This window comes from Streptomyces sp. NPDC052687 (assembly GCF_040678395.1).
Taxonomy (GTDB): domain Bacteria; phylum Actinomycetota; class Actinomycetes; order Streptomycetales; family Streptomycetaceae; genus Streptomyces.
In genome coordinates this window covers 46,563-64,824 of the sequence record NZ_JBFATR010000021.1, presented here as the reverse complement: position 1 = coordinate 64,824, position 18,262 = coordinate 46,563, and the positions used below count along the sequence as shown (strand labels likewise).

At 73.5% G+C, this 18,262-nt stretch carries 16 protein-coding genes, 2 pseudogenes and 1 riboswitch; of the genes and pseudogenes, 7 read left to right on the top strand and 11 right to left on the bottom strand.

The window, feature by feature from the left end; all coding sequences use genetic code 11:
• Positions 1-93 precede the first annotated feature (93 nt).
• From AB0K92_RS18830 to AB0K92_RS18820, 3 genes are all read right to left on the bottom strand, one after another.
• Positions 94-1,269: an ArsA-related P-loop ATPase gene (locus AB0K92_RS18830; protein WP_365924210.1), complete on the bottom strand. Its 1,176-nt coding sequence runs from the start codon at positions 1,267-1,269 to the stop codon at positions 94-96.
• A 111-nt stretch (positions 1,270-1,380) separates the two neighbouring features.
• The gene (locus AB0K92_RS18825) at positions 1,381-1,824 is read right to left on the bottom strand and encodes an SRPBCC family protein (protein WP_165999007.1); all 444 of its coding nucleotides are present in this window, start codon (positions 1,822-1,824) and stop codon (positions 1,381-1,383) included.
• Between the two features lie 204 nt (positions 1,825-2,028).
• Positions 2,029-2,835, bottom strand: coding sequence for a metallophosphoesterase (locus AB0K92_RS18820; protein WP_365924208.1), 807 nt, complete (start codon positions 2,833-2,835; stop codon positions 2,029-2,031).
• 327 nt (positions 2,836-3,162) lie between these two features.
• Between AB0K92_RS18820 and AB0K92_RS18815 the strand changes: the two genes are divergently transcribed.
• Positions 3,163-4,959 (top strand): AMP-dependent synthetase/ligase, encoded by a 1,797-nt coding sequence (locus AB0K92_RS18815; protein WP_365924206.1) that lies wholly within the window; start codon positions 3,163-3,165, stop codon positions 4,957-4,959.
• Positions 4,960-5,099: 140 nt separating this feature from the next.
• On the opposite strand, the gene AB0K92_RS18810 is transcribed toward AB0K92_RS18815, so the two are convergent.
• On the bottom strand, positions 5,100-6,242 hold the full coding sequence (locus tag AB0K92_RS18810; RefSeq protein WP_365924204.1) for a glycosyltransferase family 4 protein: 1,143 nt from the start codon (positions 6,240-6,242) through the stop codon (positions 5,100-5,102).
• 132 nt (positions 6,243-6,374) lie between these two features.
• Between AB0K92_RS18810 and AB0K92_RS18805 the strand changes: the two genes are divergently transcribed.
• Positions 6,375-7,613, top strand: a complete 1,239-nt coding sequence (locus AB0K92_RS18805; RefSeq protein ID WP_365924202.1) for a glycosyltransferase family 87 protein — start codon at positions 6,375-6,377, stop codon at positions 7,611-7,613.
• 21 nt (positions 7,614-7,634) lie between these two features.
• Here AB0K92_RS18805 and AB0K92_RS18800 read toward each other — a convergent pair whose 3' ends face one another.
• From AB0K92_RS18800 to AB0K92_RS18780, 5 genes are all read right to left on the bottom strand, one after another.
• Positions 7,635-8,825 carry a hypothetical protein gene (locus AB0K92_RS18800; RefSeq protein WP_365924200.1) on the bottom strand — a complete coding sequence of 397 codons (1,191 nt, stop codon included), beginning with the start codon at positions 8,823-8,825 and terminating at the stop codon, positions 7,635-7,637.
• Between the two features lie 29 nt (positions 8,826-8,854).
• Entirely contained in the window at positions 8,855-9,871 is a 1,017-nt protein-coding gene (locus AB0K92_RS18795; RefSeq protein WP_365924198.1) for an NlpC/P60 family protein, read from the bottom strand.
• A 233-nt stretch (positions 9,872-10,104) separates the two neighbouring features.
• Positions 10,105-11,157, bottom strand: coding sequence for a C40 family peptidase (locus tag AB0K92_RS18790; RefSeq protein WP_166004913.1), 1,053 nt, complete (start codon positions 11,155-11,157; stop codon positions 10,105-10,107).
• A gap of 209 nt (positions 11,158-11,366) precedes the next feature.
• Entirely contained in the window at positions 11,367-12,710 is a 1,344-nt protein-coding gene (locus tag AB0K92_RS18785; protein WP_365924196.1) for an NYN domain-containing protein, read from the bottom strand.
• A 68-nt stretch (positions 12,711-12,778) separates the two neighbouring features.
• Positions 12,779-13,018: a hypothetical protein gene (locus tag AB0K92_RS18780; RefSeq protein WP_055541554.1), complete on the bottom strand. Its 240-nt coding sequence runs from the start codon at positions 13,016-13,018 to the stop codon at positions 12,779-12,781.
• A gap of 175 nt (positions 13,019-13,193) precedes the next feature.
• Here AB0K92_RS18780 and AB0K92_RS18775 point away from each other — a divergent pair, with 175 nt between their 5' ends.
• From AB0K92_RS18775 to AB0K92_RS18755, 5 genes and pseudogenes are all read left to right on the top strand, one after another.
• Positions 13,194-13,910, top strand: a complete 717-nt coding sequence (locus tag AB0K92_RS18775; RefSeq protein WP_365924276.1) for a rhomboid family intramembrane serine protease — start codon at positions 13,194-13,196, stop codon at positions 13,908-13,910.
• The gene (locus AB0K92_RS18770) at positions 13,907-14,188 is read left to right on the top strand and encodes an Lrp/AsnC ligand binding domain-containing protein (protein WP_165998991.1); all 282 of its coding nucleotides are present in this window, start codon (positions 13,907-13,909) and stop codon (positions 14,186-14,188) included. Before AB0K92_RS18775 ends, AB0K92_RS18770 begins: the two co-directional genes overlap by 4 nt.
• A gap of 148 nt (positions 14,189-14,336) precedes the next feature.
• A complete protein-coding gene (locus AB0K92_RS18765; RefSeq protein WP_365924194.1) occupies positions 14,337-14,642 on the top strand; it encodes a small secreted hydrophilic protein in 306 nt (101 codons plus the stop codon).
• Positions 14,590-14,805, top strand: a pseudogene (locus AB0K92_RS18760) (two-component sensor histidine kinase); the annotation flags it as partial. The gene AB0K92_RS18765 and the pseudogene AB0K92_RS18760, both read left to right, overlap by 53 nt.
• A 12-nt stretch (positions 14,806-14,817) precedes the next feature.
• Positions 14,818-15,527, top strand: a pseudogene (locus tag AB0K92_RS18755) (glycerate kinase); the annotation flags it as partial.
• Here the strand turns inward: AB0K92_RS18755 and AB0K92_RS18750 are convergent.
• Entirely contained in the window at positions 15,482-16,849 is a 1,368-nt protein-coding gene (locus tag AB0K92_RS18750) for an aminotransferase class V-fold PLP-dependent enzyme (protein ID WP_365924192.1), read from the bottom strand. The pseudogene AB0K92_RS18755 and the gene AB0K92_RS18750 overlap by 46 nt on opposite strands.
• Positions 16,850-16,999: 150 nt before the next feature.
• Positions 17,000-17,117: riboswitch (SAM riboswitch) on the bottom strand.
• 75 nt (positions 17,118-17,192) lie between these two features.
• Positions 17,193-18,257 carry an anthranilate phosphoribosyltransferase gene (gene trpD, locus AB0K92_RS18745; RefSeq protein WP_365924190.1) on the bottom strand — a complete coding sequence of 355 codons (1,065 nt, stop codon included), beginning with the start codon at positions 18,255-18,257 and terminating at the stop codon, positions 17,193-17,195.
• Positions 18,258-18,262: the final 5 nt, after the last annotated feature.

Genomic DNA, 18,262 nt, shown 5'->3' with positions numbered 1-18,262 from the left:
GGCTTCTCGGGGCGGCGCCCGCCGGTCGTCGGAGTCCCGGAGGGCCGCCTCACGGGCCGGTCGCATCACCGGCCGCGGCCTACGGGGGCCGTCTCACCGGGCCGCCGGCCACAGGGCCGGATCCGGGGTGAAACGGACGCGCAACTCGCCCTCGCGCAGGGCGGCGCCCTCGACGGTGCAGCGGCGCAGGGCGGAGGGGAGGGGGACGATGCGGCGGAACGGTCCGACGGTGAGGACGAGTTCGTCGCCGCGGCGGATGAGGTCGAGCTCGTCGCGGGCGGCGCCGGGCAGCGGGATGTGCCAGACGAGGACGCCGTCCTCGGCGAGGCGGTCGGTGACGGGCCACTCGGCCAGGGACGGCCCGGCGGAGGCGCCCGGCACGGGCAGCGCGGCCAGGTCGTCGGCGCCGCGCGGGTCGCGGCCCAGGTGCGGGACGGGCCGTACGTCGTGGGCGTCTTGCCACTCCTCCAGGATCTTGCGCTGCTGGGCGACGAGTCCGGCGAGCCAGCTGCCCGCTTCCGCCTCCGCCTCGGGGAGCACGCGGGAGGCGACCAGGGCGTCCGGGCGGCGGCCGCGCAGGGCGAGGCCGAGAACGGCGGAGCGGACGGCGTCGGCGGCGGCCGGGGTGGGCTCGGCGACCAGCCGTACGTGGGTGTGGCGGTCGGCCAGGACGGCCTCGACGGCGGCCAGTTCGGTGTCCCAGCGGGCGGCCGTCTCGTACAGCCACTCCGCGGGCATGGGGACACCGGCGAGCCGGCCGAGGACGGGGCGCAGGGCGCGGGCCGCCTGGCGTTCCGGGGGCAGCAGACGGCGCAGGTAGCGGCGCAGCTCCCCGGGGAGGGAGAGGAGGGCGAGGGCCTGGTCGGCGGGCGGGAGGTCCACGACGACCAGGTCGTGGGCCTCCGCGAGGACCGCGTCGCGCAGGGCGCGCAGCACGGTGAGTTCCCCGGCGCCGGGCAGCGGGGTGACCTCTTCCGCGTCCAGGCGGGTCGCGCCGAGGAGGTCGAGCGCGGCGGACGCGCGGTCCTGGAGGGCGGCGAAGTCGGTGCGGAAGGCGGTGGTGGCGTCGGGGCGCCAGGCGGTGAGACGGCCGGCGACACGGGTGGGGGCCGGGCCGGTGGGGGTGCCGAGGGCGGCGCCGAGGGTGTCGGTGCGGTCGGTGCCGAGCACGAGGGTGCGGGCGCCCTCGCGGGCGGCCCGGAGCGCGGTGGCGGCGGCGGTGGTGGTGCGGCCTGAGCCGCCGGGGCCTGTGATCAGGATGGTGCGCATGGGGGTGAACGCTACCGGGGGCTTCGCCGGAGCCCGGTTCGCGCGCCACCCCGCCCGGAGGCGTCACGCGCCCACGCGCCCGGCGCAACGCCGTACCGCCCGGCCCCTCCCCTACTTCGCCGCCGACTCCACCCGCTTCTTCAGCCCGGCCAGCGCCCGGTCGATGATGACCTTCTCCGCCTTGCGCTTGATCATGCCGAGCATCGGGATCTTGACGTCGACGGTGAGCTGGTAGGTGACCTCGGTGGTGCCCGCGGCGGTGGGCTTCAGCAGGTAGGAGCCGTCGAGGGAGCGCAGCATCTGGGACTTGACGAGGGTCCAGGACACCTCGTGGTCGCCGGTCCAGGTGTAGGCCAGCGTCTGGTCGTCCTTGATCGCGCCCGCGTCCATGACCAGCCGGACCTGCTCGGCGCGGCCCTGCTCGTCGGTCTTGAGGACCTCCGCCTCCTTCACCTCGCCGGTCCAGTCCGGGTAGCGGGCGAAGTCGGCGATGACCGCCATGACGTCGGCCGGTGCCGCCTCGATCGTGGTGCTCGAGCTGGTGTGTTCCGCCATCGCGGTGGCTCCTCCAGATGCGGTCCGGTAGGGAAGAGGTGTGCGCACGTGGGTGCAGCGTGAAGGCTACCGCGCGGTGACCAGGCCGATGTCACCCGTGTCGGCCTCACCCCCGGGGCCCGTCCGCCTTACCCCGTGGCCAGGTCCGCCTCGCCCCGTGGCCCGGTCCCCCTCGCCCCGGGCCGGCCCCCCTCACCACGCTGGTCACCACTCCAGCGCCCACGGCCGTCCCGTACTCGCGAAGTGCCCCACGTTCACGCACTCCGTCGCCCCGATCCGCATCCGCCGCACCAGCGGCTGGTGGACGTGGCCGAACAGGGCGTAGCGCGGCCGGGTGCGGCGTATCGCCTCCAGCAGCGCCCGGCTGCCGCGTTCGAAGCGGCGGGCGACGGTGTCGTAGACCAGCTCCGGGACCTCCGGCGGGATGTGGGTGCACAGCACGTCCACCTCGCCGACCGCCTCGATCTTCGCGGCGTACTCCTCGTCGCTGATCTCGAACGGCGTCCGCATGGGCGTGCGCAGGCCGCCGCCGACGAAGCCGAAGACGCGGCCGCCGATCTCGGCCCGTTCGCCGTCGAGGACGGTGGTGCCGGGGCGGGCGTACTCCTGCCACAGGCGGGGCATGTCGACGTTGCCGTACGTGGCGTACGTCGGGGTCGGGAAGGCGGCGAACAGCTCGGTGTACTGGGCGCGCACGGCCTGTTCGACGACCTCCGCCCGGTCCCCGTCGATCCCCGCCCACAGCCGGCTGCCCAGGTCGCGGGCCTCGTCGAAGCGGCGGGCGGTGCGCAGGGCGATCAGCCGGCGGGCGTTCTCGGCGCCGAACAGGTCGGGGAAGATGCCGCGGGCGGGGTCGGCGTAGTCGAGGAAGAGGATGAGGTCGCCGAGGCAGATCAGCGCGTCGGCGCCCTCGCCGGCCCGCGCCAGGTCCGTCGCGTTGCCGTGCACGTCGCTCACGACGTGGACGCGGTGGGTGCGGGTCCCGCGGTTTCCGGCCGGTGTGGGTGACATGACGATCAAGCGTAAGCGTGTGCGGCAAACGTGAACAGTAGCGGCCGGACCTGCGATTACTCGCCAGTCGGAAGGGGCGTCGACTACTGTGCGCGAAGCATCAGTAATCGCATCGGTAATCCGTGTGACGCAGCGAACATCTCGCCGGGACCCCCTGTCGTAGACGCCATACCGGCGGGTAACGTCCGGGCAGTCCAGTCGTGCTCAGGATTTCAACAAGCCGGAAGCCCGGCTTCCGCTGGATCCCCGAGCACCTGCCCGAGCCTTGGACCGCACCGTCGCATCGCACAACGTCGTGGCGCCGGCGCCCTATGAGGAGCAGCAGTCTTGCGCGAGTTCAGCCTTCCGGCTTTGTACGAGGTCCCCTCGGACGGCAATCTGACCGACATCGTCCGCAGAAACGCCGCGCAGCACCCCGAGGTCGCCGTCATCGCCCGCAAGGTCGGCGGGGCCTGGCAGGACGTGACCGCGACGGCGTTCCTCGCCGAGGTCCGGGCCGCCGCCAAGGGCCTCATCGCGGCCGGCGTGCAGCCCGGCGACCGGGTGGGCCTGATGTCCCGCACCCGCTACGAGTGGACGCTGCTCGACTTCGCCATCTGGAGCGCGGGCGCCGTCACCGTGCCGGTGTACGAGACCAGCTCGCCGGAGCAGGTGCGGTGGATCCTCAGCGACTCGGGCGCCACGGCCTGCGTCGTCGAACTCGACGCGCACGCCGCCGCCGTCGAGTCGGTGCGCGAGTCGCTGCCCGCCCTCAAGCACGTCTGGCAGATCGAGGCGGGCGGCGTGGAGGAGCTGGGGCGGCTCGGGCAGGACGTCAGCGACGAGACGGTCGAGGAGCGCAGCTCGCTCGCCAAGGCCGACGACCCGGCGACCATCGTCTACACCTCCGGCACCACCGGCCGCCCCAAGGGCTGTGTGCTCACCCACCGCAGCTTCTTCGCCGAGTGCGGCAACGTCGTGGAACGGCTGCGCCCGCTGTTCCGCACCGGCGAGTGCTCGGTGCTGCTGTTCCTCCCCCTCGCGCACGTCTTCGGCCGGCTGGTGCAGGTCGCCCCGATGATGGCGCCGATCAAGCTGGGCTGCGTTCCGGACATCAAGAACCTCACCGACGAGCTGGCCTCGTTCCGCCCGACGCTGATCCTGGGCGTGCCGCGGGTCTTCGAGAAGGTCTACAACGCGGCCCGCGCCAAGGCGCAGGCGGACGGCAAGGGCAAGATCTTCGACAAGGCGGCCGACACCGCGATCGCGTACAGCAAGGCGCTGGACACCCCGTCCGGCCCGTCGCTGGGCCTGAAGCTGCGGCACTTCGTCTTCGACAAGCTGGTGTACGGCAAGCTGCGCGCGGTGCTCGGCGGACGCGGCGAGTACGCCATCTCCGGTGGCGCCCCGCTCGGCGAGCGCCTCGGCCACTTCTTCCGCGGCATCGGCTTCACGGTGCTGGAGGGCTACGGCCTGACCGAGTCCTGTGCGGCCACCGCGTTCAACCCGTGGGACCGGCAGAAGATCGGCACGGTCGGGCAGCCGCTGCCGGGCTCCGTGGTGCGGATCGCGGACGACGGCGAGGTGCTGCTGCACGGCGAGCACCTGTTCAAGGAGTACTGGAACAACCCGGGCGCCACCGAGGAGGCCCTGGAGGACGGCTGGTTCCACACCGGCGACCTCGGCACCCTCGACGAGGACGGCTATCTGAGGATCACCGGCCGCAAGAAGGAGATCCTGGTCACCGCGGGTGGCAAGAACGTCGCCCCGGCCGTGATCGAGGACCGGATCCGGGCGCACGCGCTGGTCGCCGAGTGCATGGTGGTCGGCGACGGGCGGCCGTTCGTGGGCGCGCTCATCACGATCGACGAGGAGTTCCTCGGCCGCTGGGCCGCCGAGCACGGCAAGCCGGCCGGGTCCACCGCGGCGTCGCTGCGCGAGGACGCGGATCTGCTGGCCGCGATCCAGGCGGCGGTGGACGACGGCAACGCGGCGGTGTCGAAGGCGGAGTCGGTGCGGAAGTTCCGGATCCTGCCGTCCCAGTTCACCGAGGACTCGGGGCACTTGACGCCGTCGCTGAAGCTGAAGCGGAACGTGGTGGCGAAGGACTTCGCGGAGGAGATCGAGGCGATCTACGCGAAGTAGCGCTGCTGGTTTCCGCAGGGCCCGCGCCAACCGATGTGCCCCATACTCGCCATGGGCGGGTGCGGGGCACATGGTGGTGGGTCGCGCCCACGCGGCGGAGCCGCACATCGGTACAGCCCCGCGCCGCTTGACCAGTTGTCCTACAGGAGAGTTTTCAAGTTCTCCGCCAGAAGGTCCCAGCGCCACTTCTCCTCGACCCATTGCCGGCCGCGCTCGCCCATCCTGCGGCGCAGCTCCGCGTCGCCGAGGAGGGTGGTGATGCGGTCGGCGGCCTGCGCGGGATCGCCGCCGCGGACCACCCAGCCGGTCTCACCGTCGAGGACGGCGTCGGGCGCGCCGCCGGAGTCGCCGGCGACGACGGGCAGCCCGGTCGCGGAGGCCTCCAGGTAGACGATGCCCAGGCCCTCGACGTCGAGCCCGCCGCGCCGGGTACGGCAGGGCATGGCGAAGACGTCGCCTGCGCCGTAGTGCGCGGGCAGCTCCGCCCAGGGCACGGCCCCGGTGAAGCGTACGGACGCGGCGACGCCGGTCTCGTGGGCGAGGCGGCGCAGGTCCTTCTCGTAGGGGCCGCCGCCGACGATCAGCAGCACCGCGTCCGGCTCCTTGGCGAGGATGCGCGGCATGGCCTGGATGAGGGTGTCCTGGCCCTTGCGCCGCACCAGCCGGGAGACGCAGACGACGACCGGGCGGTCGGTGAGGCCGAGCCGGGCCCGCACCTCGGCGCCCCCCGACTCCGGGTGGAAGGTCTTCTCGTCGACCCCGGGCGGCAGCTGCACCATGCGCGCGGCGGCCTCGCGGGTGAGCGCCGAGGCGATCCGCGAGCGGGTGTACTCGCCGAGGTAGGTCAGGGTGTCCGTGCCCTCGCCGATCCGGCGCAGCAGCTGCCGGGCGGCGGGCAGCTGGGCCCAGCCGGCCTCGTGCCCGTGGGTGGTGGCCACCAGGCGTTCGGCGCCAGCCCGGCGCAGCGCGGGCGCCATCAGCCCGAGCGGTGCCGCGGCGCCGAACCAGACCGACGTACAGCCGTGCTCGCGCAGCAGCCCGACGGCCCGCCGGGTGGCGGCGGGCGTCGGCAGCAGCATGGTCGTGCTGTCCCGTACGACGGTGAAGGGCTGTTCCGCGTCGAACGCGGCCGTCGCCTCCCTGCCCTCGCGGCCGCGCTTCCAGGTGGAGGCGTAGACGACCAGCCGGCCGGGGTCGAGGCGGAGGGCCATGTTGTGCAGGAACGCCTGGATGCCGCCCGGGCGGGGCGGGAAGTCGTTCGTCACGATGAGGGTCTTGCGCATCGCCGCCGACCCTACCCAACGTAGACTCACGAGCCGGCACGGCCGCGCTGTTCGATGCGCGCACAGCCGGCCGGGACATCATGGCCCCGACAGGATCCGGGACGGGCAGCGGACGGAAGCAGGGGCGTGAGGGTGGACAGGACACACGGCCGGCGGCGCCTCGCGGGGCTGCTGGGGACATGGGCCCTGACCCGGCTGCTCCTGCTGCTGTTCGTCTTCAAGGTGTACGTCTTCCCGGGTCCCGACGTCACCAGCGACATCTCGGTGATCTACCAGGGCTGGTACGAGGTCCTGCGCGGTGGAACGTTCCCGCTGGACGACGTCACCTGGCAGTACCCGCCCGCCGCCGCGCTCGCCGTGCTCTCCCCCGCGCTGCTGCCCTGGCTGGACTACGCGCACGCGTTCTTCCTCCTGGCCTGCCTCGCCGACCTGGTCACGCTCGTCCTGCTGCGGTACGCGGGCGGCCGGCCGGGCCGGACCCCGCGCGGCGCCTGGGTGTGGGCCGCGGGGGTGCCGCTGCTCGGGCCGACCGTCTACGCCCGCTACGACGTGATGGTCACCGCCGTCGCGGTGGCCGGGCTGCTCGCGGGCGCCCGGCATCCGCGGCTGATGGGCGCGCTGACCGCGTTCGGGGCGCTGCTGAAGGTGTGGCCGGTGCTGCTGCTGGTCGCCGCGCGCAGGCGGGCCGCGTGGGCCTCGGCGGCGGTCACGGCGGGCCTCGTCGCCGCGCTGTTCGCGCTGGCCATGCCCGGCGCCTTCGCCTTCCTGACCTTCCAGCGCGACCGCGGCACCGAGGTGGAGTCGCTGGGCGCGCTGGTCTTCCACGTGGCCCGGCACTTCGGCTGGAACGGGCAGGTGCTGCTGAACTACGGCTCGGTGGAGTTCCTCGGCCCGTACGTCGAGGTGGTCAGCACGGCCGCGCTCGCGCTGACCGGCGCGGCGTTCGCCTGGCTGCTGCTGTGGCGGCTGGTGGCGGTGCGGTTCGAGCCGCACACCCTGGCGGACGCGGCGTTCGTGGCGGTGCTGCTGTTCACCACCACCAGCCGGGTGATCAGCCCGCAGTACCTGGTGTGGCTGGTCGGGCTGGGGGCGGTCTGCCTGTGCTTCCGGGCGAGCCCGATGCGGCTGCCGGTCGGTCTGGTCCTCGCGGCGTCCTTCGTGACGGTGCTGGAGTTCCCCGTCTGGTTCTCGCACGTCGTGGCGAGCGACGGCACCGGGATCACCCTGCTCGTCGTCCGCAACGGCCTGCTGGTCGCCGCGACCGTCACCGCGGCCCGCGCCCTGTGGCGCACCACGGCGTCCCGCCCGCCCGGCCAGTCCCCCGTCCCCGCCCAGGCCACCCGCGCCAAGCAGCCCACGACCTCCGCCTGACACCGGCCACGTCCCCCCGCTTCAGCCGCCCAGCTGGTCGCGCACGTACTCCCGCCACAGCGCGGTGAACTCCTCCGGTGTGGTGCCCAGCACCTCGGCCATCGCCCCCTCCACGGCGCCCTCCCGTTCCCCGTGCGCGCCGACGGCGCGGTAGAACGTGCCGAGCCGGGACTCGCCCCAACGGTCCGCGATGAGCCGGCAGGCCAGCCAGCCGCTCTCGTAGGCCTGAGCGAGGGCCGTCGCGTCGCCGGTGAAGCCGAAGTCGCGGTCGGCGGGCAGCCGGTCGGGGAGGCGCCCCTCGGCCGCCGCGCGGGCCAGTTCGGGCGCGGCCTGCGCGGGCAGGCGCCCGGTGCCGCGGTAGCCGACCCAGTCCGCGTAACCCTCGGAGAGCCACAGTGGGGTGGCCGCGTTGGTGTGGGCGCGGGTGGCGACATGGGTGGCCTCGTGGGTGAGCACGACCTGCCGGCCGACGGGGCCGAGGACGGCGTACGCGTCCGGGTTGACGATGATCCGGTCGGCGGGGGCGCGGTCCGCGCCGGTCTCGCCGGTGGTGACGGCGGCGATGCCCCGGTAGGAGGAGGCGGGCGAGCCGAGCAGCGCCGCCATGTCCTCCAGCGACTCGGGGACGAGGACGACGACGCGGCGGCCCCACGCGGTGCCCCAGGCGTCGGAGACGGCGGGCACCGCGCGGTCCGCGAGGGCGGCGAACCCCCGCAGCTCGTCCCGGGACCGCCCGGCGCCGAGGACCAGGCTGTGCTCGCCGCGCACGGCGGTCACCGTGCCCTGGTCCCACAGCTGGTGGGCGGAGCGGGGCGCGGGCCGGTCGGAGACGACCCGCCACCGCCCGTCGGCGTCCCGGGCGAGGGAGAGGGTGCGGCCCGCGGTGACGGGGGCCGGGTCGTGCCCGGCGATCCGGTAGCGCAGGTCGGCCCGTGCGGTGGCGGTGGCGCCGGTGCGGTCGAGGGAGGTCAGGCGGTACGACCAGGCCGCGAGGGGCACCGCCCGCAGCCGGTCGAACCCGGTGGTGCTGCCGGTCGCGCCGTAGGCCCTTGCGTCGTGGTCGAGGACGGCGGCGGCGCGCCGGTCGAGCAGCCTCTGCACCTCGGCCCGCGCGCCGTCGGCCGCGGACCCAGGCCCGCAGCCGGCGAGGACCACGAGCAGCAGACACAGCGTCACCGCCCAGGAGTCCCGCGCCCGCCGTCGACCAGCCATCCTCCGAGGGTACGGTCAGCCGGGCCGGTTCAGACCCGGGTGACCGCCGAGATCGGCATCATCCCGACCGGGTCGTAGCGCACCGGCGCGCCGGGGTAGGGCGCGTGGATGACCTGCCCGTTGCCGACGTACATGCCGACATGGCTGGCGTCGGAGCGGTAGGTGACGAGGTCGCCGGGCCGGGCCTGGGAGAGCGGGACCTGCCGCCCGGCCGCCCGCTGCGCCTGCGAGGTGCGCGGCAGCGAGACCCCGGCCTGCGCGTACGACCACTGCATCAGGCCGGAGCAGTCGAATCCGCCCGGCCCGGCGGCGCCCCACACGTACGGCTTGCCGAGCGCGGAGCGGGCGGCGGCGACCGCGGCGGCGGCGCGGCCGGAGGCGGGGGCGATGCCGGTGAGGCCGGGCATGTCGTCGCGGCCGGAGCGGGAGGCCCGGTCGTAGGCGGCGCGTTCCTCGTCGGGCAGGGAGTTCAGCAGGGCGCGGGCCTTGGCGAGCTTGCGCTCCACGGCGCGTTTGCGGGAGGCGACGGCCTTGCGGCTCTTCTCCAGTTCGGCGAGGGTCTCGGCGGCCTCGGCGCGCTGCTGGCCGAGGGCGCGCAGGGCGTTCTGGAGGTCCATGAGCCGGCCGGCCTGCCGGGCGCTGATCCGGTCGAGGACGGCGGCCTTGTCGAGGTAGTCCTCCGGGTCCTCGGAGAACAGCAGGGCCAGCGACGGGTCTACGCCGCCGGCGCGGTACTGGGCGCCGGCCAGCGAGCCCAGCGCCTCCCGCATGGTGTTGACGCGCTCCTGCTGGCGGGCGATCCGGTCCTGGGCGCGGCCGACCTCGGCGCGCAGCTCGTCGGCGCGTTCGTCGGCCTCGTTGTACGCCTCGGTGGCCTTCTCGGCCTCCGCGTAGAGACGGTCGACCTCGGCGCGGGTGTCGTCAGGCGGCGCGGCCATGGCCGGGACGGCGCCGAGCGCGGCCGCCGCGGCCGAGAGCAGAGAGACCGCGACGGTAGCGCCGCGGTCGAGACCGGACGACGGTGCCTGGCGGCGATGTGACCCCACGGGAAGCCGCGCTCCTTCCACTGACGGACAGGAAAACCCCCACGCCAGGTACGGAACGGCGTGACGGAAACGCGGCAGACAGTAACGCCGTGACACGGTGACGGCCAAAGACCTTCGCGGCCACACACAGTGACGCCCCGCCGCTGACGCAGGTCAGCGGCGGGGCGCGAGGTCAGAACCCGTCCCGGTGATTCGCCCGTCCGGAGGGCGTGGTGTCCCGGTCCGGGAACGCGTCAGACGCGGACACCCCACATGAAGGGGCCGCCCATCGTGCTGAAGGACTCGTAGCGGACGACCGTACCGGTGCGCGGGGCGTGGAGGACCTGCCCGTTGCCGGCGTAGAGACCGACGTGGTGCAGGTCGTTGAAGAAGAAGACGAGGTCGCCGACCTGGAGGTCGCTCTGCGAGTAGATACGGGTGCCGATGTTGGCCTGCGCCTCGGAGGTGCGCGGGATGGAGACGCCGGCCTGGGCGTAGGCCCAGGAGGTCAGGCCCGAGCAGTCGAAGGAGGACGGGCCGGTGGCGCCGTAGACGTACGGCGAGCCGATCTTGGTCTGGGCGGCGGCGTAGGCCGCGCCGGCCCGGCCCGAGGCCGAGGCCGAGGCGGAGGCGGCGGGGTCGGTGAGGGCCTGGCGGCCGCTGTCGCGGCTGGCCCGCTCCTCCTCCTCCTGGAGTGCCGCCTTCTCCGCGGCGGTCAGGGTGTTCAGCAGCTTCTGCGCCTCGGCGAGCTTGGCCTGGACTTCCTTCTTCTTCTCACCCAGTTCGGTGCGGGTGGAGGAGAGGTCCTTGAGCTTCTCGGAGGCCTCGGCGCGCTGCTGGGCGAGCTCGCGCTGCTTCTCCTGGATCTCCTTGAGCGCCTCGACCTGCTGGGCGCTCAGCTGGTCGAGCGTGGAGGCCTTGTCGAGGTAGTCGTCCGGGTCGGCGGAGAGCAGCAGCTGGAGCGAGGGGTCGAGGCCGCCGGAGCGGTACTGGGCGCTGGCCATCGAACCCAGGCCCTCGCGCAGCTCGTTGACCTCTTCCTGGCCGCGGGCGACGTTGTCCTGGATCGTGGAGATCTCCTTCTGGAGCTTCTCCTGCTTCTCCTTGGCGCCGTTGTACTTCTCGGTGGCCTGCTCCGCCTGTTCGTAGAGCTTGTCGACCTTCGCCTTCACCTCGTCCTTGCTCGGCTTCTCGGCCGGTGCCGCGTTTGCGGCCTGGGTGCCGAGGGCGACGGCAGCGGCTGCTGCGGTGGTCAGCACGGTCACACGGGCGCGACTGGGCTGCTTGGGTCGACGGTGGGACGCCACGGAGGTGAACTCCTTCTTCTGAGTGATCACCCGCTCGGAGGTACGAGCCCAGACCCTAGTGACGTTCTTGTGATCAGTTCAAATTCCCAGGGGAAAAATCTCGTCACACCCTGCATTCTTTACCCACAAGTCACCTGCTGTGAGCCAGGTTGACGCTACGTTGCGCGACGGAACCGCCAATTCGGGCATTGCGGCCGTACGTTGGGCTTTCAGGACAGTCGCTTCAGAAGTACCGCGGATGCCACCGGCCGGGCACCGGCCCGCGCCACCCCGTCGGCGACCTCGCGGTCGGTGGAGGCGACGATGACCGGGCGCCCCGGCGGCTCGGCGCGCACCAGCTGCCGGATCAGCTCGTCGGCGGTGACGCCCGGCTTGGAGAAGAGCACCCGCACGCCGCGCGGCGGCGCGAGCAGTACCGGCGCGGCCAGCTCGGCCCCGTCGAAGACACAGGTGACCTCGGCGCCGGTCTGCGCGGCGAGCTGGGAGAGCTGGCCGAGCAGGCGCAGGCGCTGCTTCTCCAGCGGCATCTGGGGATAGCCGGTCTTGGTGACGTTGTAGCCGTCGACGACGAGATGCGCCTGCGGCAGTGCCAGCAGCTGGTCGAGGATCGCCGGGTCGTTCTCGGACAGTGCCCGCGCTGCGATGTCCTTCGGGGTCATCCGGCCCGGTTCGACGGCGTCCACGGTCTCGGCCGGCCGCACGGACACGGGCGGCAGGGCGAGTTCGCGGCGCAGCCCCTGGGTGGCGTCGAGCAGGGTGTCCAGCAGCAGCCGGACCCGCATGTCCTCCACGCTGCGGCCTTCGCGGGCGGCCCGGCGGGTGGCCTCCAGGGCGGCCTCCGCCTCGCCGAGGCGCGTCTTGAGCCGCCGTACCTCGCTCTCGGCGGCGGACACCTGGGCGTGCCCCTCGGCGCGGACGGCCTCGATCTCGCTCTGCACCTTGCGCAGCGCCGCCTCGCCGCGCTTGACGTCGCTGAGCGCGGCGCGCAGTTTGCGGTGCAGCGATTCCGCCTCCTTGCGGGCGCCGTCCAGTTCGGCGCGCAGCCGCTCGGTCTCGGCGCGGGTGTGCTCGCGGGCGGCGGCGAGTTCGGCGCGCAGCCGCTCCAGTTCGGCCCGGCTCTCCTCGTCGGCGCGTTCGGCGTCGGCGCGCAGCGCCTCCTCGCCGGCGGCGGTCACCAGCTTCACCCAGCCGGCCGGGCGCAGCACGTAGGCGGCGGCGGCCACGTCGAGCGGGTCCGCGGCCGGGGGCGGCGAGCCGGCGTCGAGGGCGCCGGCGAGTTCGGGCTGGCTCTCGCGGAACTTCTCGCCGATGCGCTGCCGGAACAGCGGGTCGGTCTCCAGCGCCGCGGCCATCGCGTTGCCCGCGAACTTGGCCCGGCGGTTCGGGGCGAACCGGGCGTACTGCCGCAGTTGTGCGGGAAGTTCCGCGACGGTCAGCCCGCCGAAGCCGTCCGAGACGATCTGCACGACCCGGCGGCGCACTCCCTCGGGCAGCGGACGGTCGAGCACCTCAGCGGCGCCGTCGCCCGGCCCCCCGCCGTGTGTCTCCGCCATCCGTCACACCCCAATGCCTCTACGGGATCCCCCGGCGGGGATCACGCCTGCGGGGCCGTCCCCCATCGTCAGGAGCCGGCGCCCGGCCTGTCCACGAGTTCCACCTGGTCCACGGCGTTGCACCAGCGGCAGCGCACGGACTCGATGGTCTCACTGACCACCTCGCGCTCCTCCACCTTCGGCTCTCCGGCCAGATCCAGGTGGACGTACTCGACGACCTTCGACGAGCGCGTCACGTCGAAGCGGGTGAGGTTGCCGCACAGGGTGCAGCGCCACCGCGTCGTGGCGGTCGGCAGGGGAACCGTCATCGTGACTGTTCGCTTTCCTTCTAGTGTCCGTGACACGCCGGTCTTCCCGCGGCGTGTGGCTCGTAACCCTACGGCCTGCCGGGTGCCGGGCGCCCGTCTGTCCACGGCGGCGAGGCGGTCTGTGCGGTTGCGTCCGGTTACGTCATGCTCTGTGTTCGTGATCAGCAAGTGGAACATGCCGAGGTGGCCGGGCCGCCGCCGGCCGTCGGCGCCGGTGACGTACGTCCTGATGGCCCTGTGTTGCGGGATCTTCCTGCTGGGCCCCGCCTCGGGTCTCAATCCGGTGTACGGCACCGGCGACGAGCTGCTCGCCGCGCAGCGGGCCTACTTCCGGCACTGGGGCGTGGTCCCCGCAGAACTGTTCGAAGGGTCCCCGCGGGCGGCCCTCACCCCGGCCACCGCGCTGTTCGTGCACGGCACCTGGGTGCACCTGCTCGGCAACATGCTCTTCTTCTACGTCTTCGGGGTCATGACCGAGGAGCGGATGGGCCGGGTGCAGTTCATCCTCTTCTACCTCGGCTGCGGCTACCTCGCCCTGCTCGGCTACGCGTGCGCGAACTCCGGCTCCGAACAGTCACTGGTCGGGGCGTCCGGGGCGATCTCGGCGGTGCTCGGCGCGTTCCTCTTCCTGTTCCCGCGGGCCCGCGTGACCAGCCTGCTGCCGTTCCTGCTCTTCCTGCCGCTGCGCTTCCCCGCCTGGCTGGTGCTGCCCTTCTGGGCGGCCCTCCAGTGGCTGGCGGCGGGCCAGGCCTCGCAGGGGCCGGGCGTGGCCTATCTGGCCCACGTGGTGGGGTTCGCGCTGGGCCTGCTCTTCGCGTGGGCCCGGTTCCGGCCTGCGACTAGAGTGAGGGCCGCCCCAGCTCCGGCACCCGAGGGAGAGAACCAGCCGTGATCACCGCGATCGTCCTGATCAAGACCAGCGTGGACCGGATCCCCGAGATCGCGGAGTCGATCGCCGCGCTGGACAACGTCAGCGAGGTCTTCTCCGTGACCGGCACCTACGACCTGATCGCCATGGTCCGGGTCAAGGAGCACGAGGACCTGGCCGAGGTCATCCCGGGCCGCATCAGCAAGATCCCCGGCGTGGAGGCGACGGACACGCACGTGGCGTTCCGCACCTACTCCCAGCACGACCTGGAGGCGGCGTTCGCGATCGGCCTGGACAACTGAGCGACGGCAGCGGACGCGCCCGAAAGGGGCGCGGGGAACCGCGCGACCGGCCCCGCACCCGCCCGGTCGCGGCACCCCCTGCGGCGGGATGAAGGCCTTCTCACCTCCGGCTCATCCTCGGCGCACCGCCGGGGGACAGGCCGGCCGCATGGTCTTCACGCGCAGGATGGCGGCCCTCGCCGCCGTCGTGGTGATCCCCCTCGGGATCGCCGCGACCAGTTTCGCCCTCACGGACAGTCCCGAGCCGCCGAAGGTCCCGGCGAGAGTGGAGCTGGACAGCGGCTCGCCCACGCCCGCGCCGTCCCGGACCGCGCGGAGCGCGACACCGGCGCCCGTGCCCGCGCCGAGCGACCAGGTCGTCTCCCGGCCCCCGGTCACTGATGCCCCCGGCGGTGATGACGATGACGACGACCGCGGCGCCGGAGACGACGACGGACCCGGCGACGACGGCTGACCCGCCGCGCCGGCGGATCTCCGCCCGCGTCCGCATCCTGCTCTGGCTGCTGCTGGTGATGGCGGTCGCGCTCGCCTCGGTGGCGACCACCACCCGCTCGATCCTGCTGCGCGACACCGACCAGCGGATCGGCAATCTGCTCGCGCAGGAGGCCGGCGAGTTCGCCCACTTCTAACTGCCGCCCGGCGGGCGGGAGTTGATCCGACTGCACCGCGTCGACCCGTCCGGCCTCGACCCCCGCCTGCGCACGACGGACCTCCTGGTCGCCTGCAACCCGTACAACGTGCTGTGCGGGGAGCGCGGCGTGGCCCGGGGGTTCGGGCCGCAGAAGGGCGCGACGCCCGCGCAGGTCGAGCAGTTGTCGGCCGGTCTGGAGAACTGGGCGTACGTCCTCACCCGCGACCTCGGGGTGTCGGGCACCGATCTGCGCACCGGGCCCGGCACCGGCGCCTCCGGCGGTCTCGGCGCGGGGCTCGCCGCGCTCGGCGCCCGGCTGCCGCCCCGCTTCGACGTCCTGCTGGACCATCTCGACCTGGACGCCCGCCTCGCCCGCGCCGACCTGGTCGTCACCGCCGAGGGCGCCCTCGACCACCAGACGCCGCGCGGCAAGGTCCCGGCGGAGGTGGCCCGCCGGGCGAAGCGGTACGGCCGTCCGGTGCTCGCCCAGGCCGGCGCGCTCGGCGAGGGTGCGCACGAGGTGCCGGGCGTGGACGCGTTCAGCGGCATCCTGCCCCCCCCCCGATGGCCCTCGGGGAGGCGCTGGTGCGGGCGGGCGAACTGCTCGCGGACGCCACCGAGCGCGCCCTGCGGATGATCCTGCTGGGCGCCCGGCTACCGGCTCACGCGGAGGTGTCCGGCACGCAACGCCCGTCCTCGGTGCGGTAGTTCCACCGCGCGCCGTCCCGCACCAGCTCCTTGACCGCGCGCAGGAACCGCTCCACGTGCTCGTCCGGCGTGCCCGCGCCGAAGCTGACCCGGATGGCGTTGAGGGACTTCTCGCCGGGCGCCGCCTCGGGGGCGCCGCACTCGCCCTGCGTCTGCGGGTCGCTGCCGAGCAGGGTGCGCACCAGCGGGTGGGCGCAGAACAGGCCGTCGCGCACCCCGATGCCGTACTCGGCGGACAGCGCGGCGGCGAAGTGGGAGCTGTTCCAGCCGTCGACGACGAAGGAGATCACGCCGACGCGCGGGGCGTCGTCCCCGAACAGGGACAGCACGCGCACCTCGGGCACCTCGGCGAGCCCGGCGCGTACCGTCTCGATGAGGTGGCGCTCGCGGGCGACCAGGGTGTCGAACCCGGCCTCGGTGAGCGCCTTGCAGGCGGAGGCGATGGCGTAGACGCCGATCACGTTCGGGGAGCCCGCCTCGTGCCGGGCGGCGCTCTCGTGCCACTCCACGTCCACGCCGCCGTCCTCGCGCCGGGTCACCTTGCGGCTCGCGCCGCCGCCCGCGAGATACGGCTCGGCCTCGCGCAGCCAGTCGGCGCGGCCCGCGAGGACACCGGAGCCGAACGGGGCGTACAGCTTGTGCCCGGAGAAGGCGACCCAGTCCACGTCCAACTCCCGTACGGAAACGGGGTGGTGGGGCGCGAGCTGGGCGGCGTCCAGCACGATCCGGGCGCCGTGCGCGTGCGCCGCGGCGGCCAGCTCCCGTACGGGCCACAGCTCACCGGTGACGTTGGAGGCGCCGGTGACGCAGACCAGGGCCGGCCCGTAGGGCTCGCGGTCGGCGAGGGCGCGCTCCAGGGTGGCCACCGCCTCGGCCGGGGTGCGGGGCGCGTCCAGGTAGGTGACCTGGGCGTCGCGCCAGGGCAGCAGGGAGGCGTGGTGCTCGGTCTCGAAGACGAAGACCCGGCAGCCGGCGGGCAGCGCGGCGGCGAGCAGGTTGAGCGAGTCGGTGGTGGACCGGGTGAAGACGACCTGGTCACCGTCCCGGCAGTCCAGGAACTCGGCGACGGTCGTCCGAGCGTTCTCGAACAGGTCCGTGGACAGCTGGGAGAGGTATCCGGCGCCGCGGTGCACGCTGCCGTAGTACGGGGCGTACGCGGCGACGTCGTCCCACACCCGCTGGAGGGCGGGCGCGCTGGCGGCGTAGTCGAGTGCTGCGTAGGTGACCTCGCCGCCGGTGACGAGCGGCACGGTGACATCACGGCCCAGAACGGGCAGCGGGGCACAAACGGACCGGTCGGCGGCAGCAGTGGAGACGGACATGGCGAACTCCCGTGAGGCGAAGGGGAAAAGAAAGCGAAAAAGGGTGTGCGGAGGCGGGGCTCGGCGGCCCTAAGGCATTCGCTTGCTCACGGAAGGCTCCCTCGAACGACCAGGACCCCTGGCCCCACACTTGCGGAGAAGCGTGCGAGGGGTCCGCGCTTGCCGTAGGCCTTGCTGCCGTACGGCCTGGTCTTCACCCGGGGCACCCCGCCACGGACGGAGGGTTGCCGGACAGTCGGCCGGGGCCTCATGACTGTCACTCATGACCTGGTACAGGAACGTAGACGAAATGATCGTCGCCCCGCAACCCGTGTCCGGATCGCGGGACGACACACCTCTGACGTCACGCGTTGCTGGCGGCCACCCAGCGGTCCAGCGTGCGCCGGGCCGCGCCCGAGTCGATCGACTCCGCCGCCTTCGCCATCCCGGCGCGGATCTGCTCGGTCAGCGGGGCGTCGCCCGGGTGCAGGGCGACCAGCGCCGCCGCCGAGTTCAGCAGCACCGCGTCGCGGACCGGGCCCCGCTCGCCGTCCAGCAGCCGGCGGGCCACCTCGGCGTTGTAGGAGGCGTCCGCGCCGCGCAGCGCCTGCACCGGGACCAGTTCGATGCCGACGTCGCGGGGGTCGAAGGCCTCCTCGGTGACCTTGCCGTCGCGGACGATCCACACCCGGGAGGTGGCGGTGGTCGTCAGCTCGTCGAGCCCGTCGTCGCCGCGGAACACCAGCGCCGAGTTGCCGCGCTCGGCGAGCACCCCGGCGACGATCGGCGCCATCCGCGGATCGGCAACGCCGACCGCCTGGGCCCTCACCTTCGCCGGGTTGGTCAGCGGGCCCAGGACGTTGAACGTGGTGCGGATGCCCAGCTGGCCGCGGGCGGCGGCGACATGGCGCAGCGCCGGGTGGAACTTCACCGCGAAGCAGAAGGTGATGCCCGCCTCCTCGGCGACCTCCGCCACCCGCTGCGGCGTCAGCTCCAGATTGACGCCGAGCTTCTCCAGCACGTCGGAGGCGCCGGACGCGGAGGACGCGGCGCGGTTGCCGTGCTTGACCACCTTCGCGCCGGTGCCGGCCACGACGATGGAGGACATGGTGGAGATGTTCACCGTCTTCGCGCCGTCGCCGCCGGTGCCGACGATGTCGACGGTCTCGCCGGGCACCTGGATCACCCTGGCGTGCGCGTACATCGCCCGGACCAGGCCGGTGATCTCCTCGACCGTCTCGCCCTTGGCCCGCAGCGCCACCACGAACCCGGCGATCTGCGCGTCGGTCGCCTCCCCGCGCATGATGCGGTCCATCGCCCAGGCGGTGTCCTCGGCGCTCTGGTCCCGGCCCTCCAGCAGACCGTTCAGCACCGCGGGCCAGGAACGGCCCGCCGCGGTGTCGCCTCCAGCGGGGGTCACAGCGCTCATCAGCC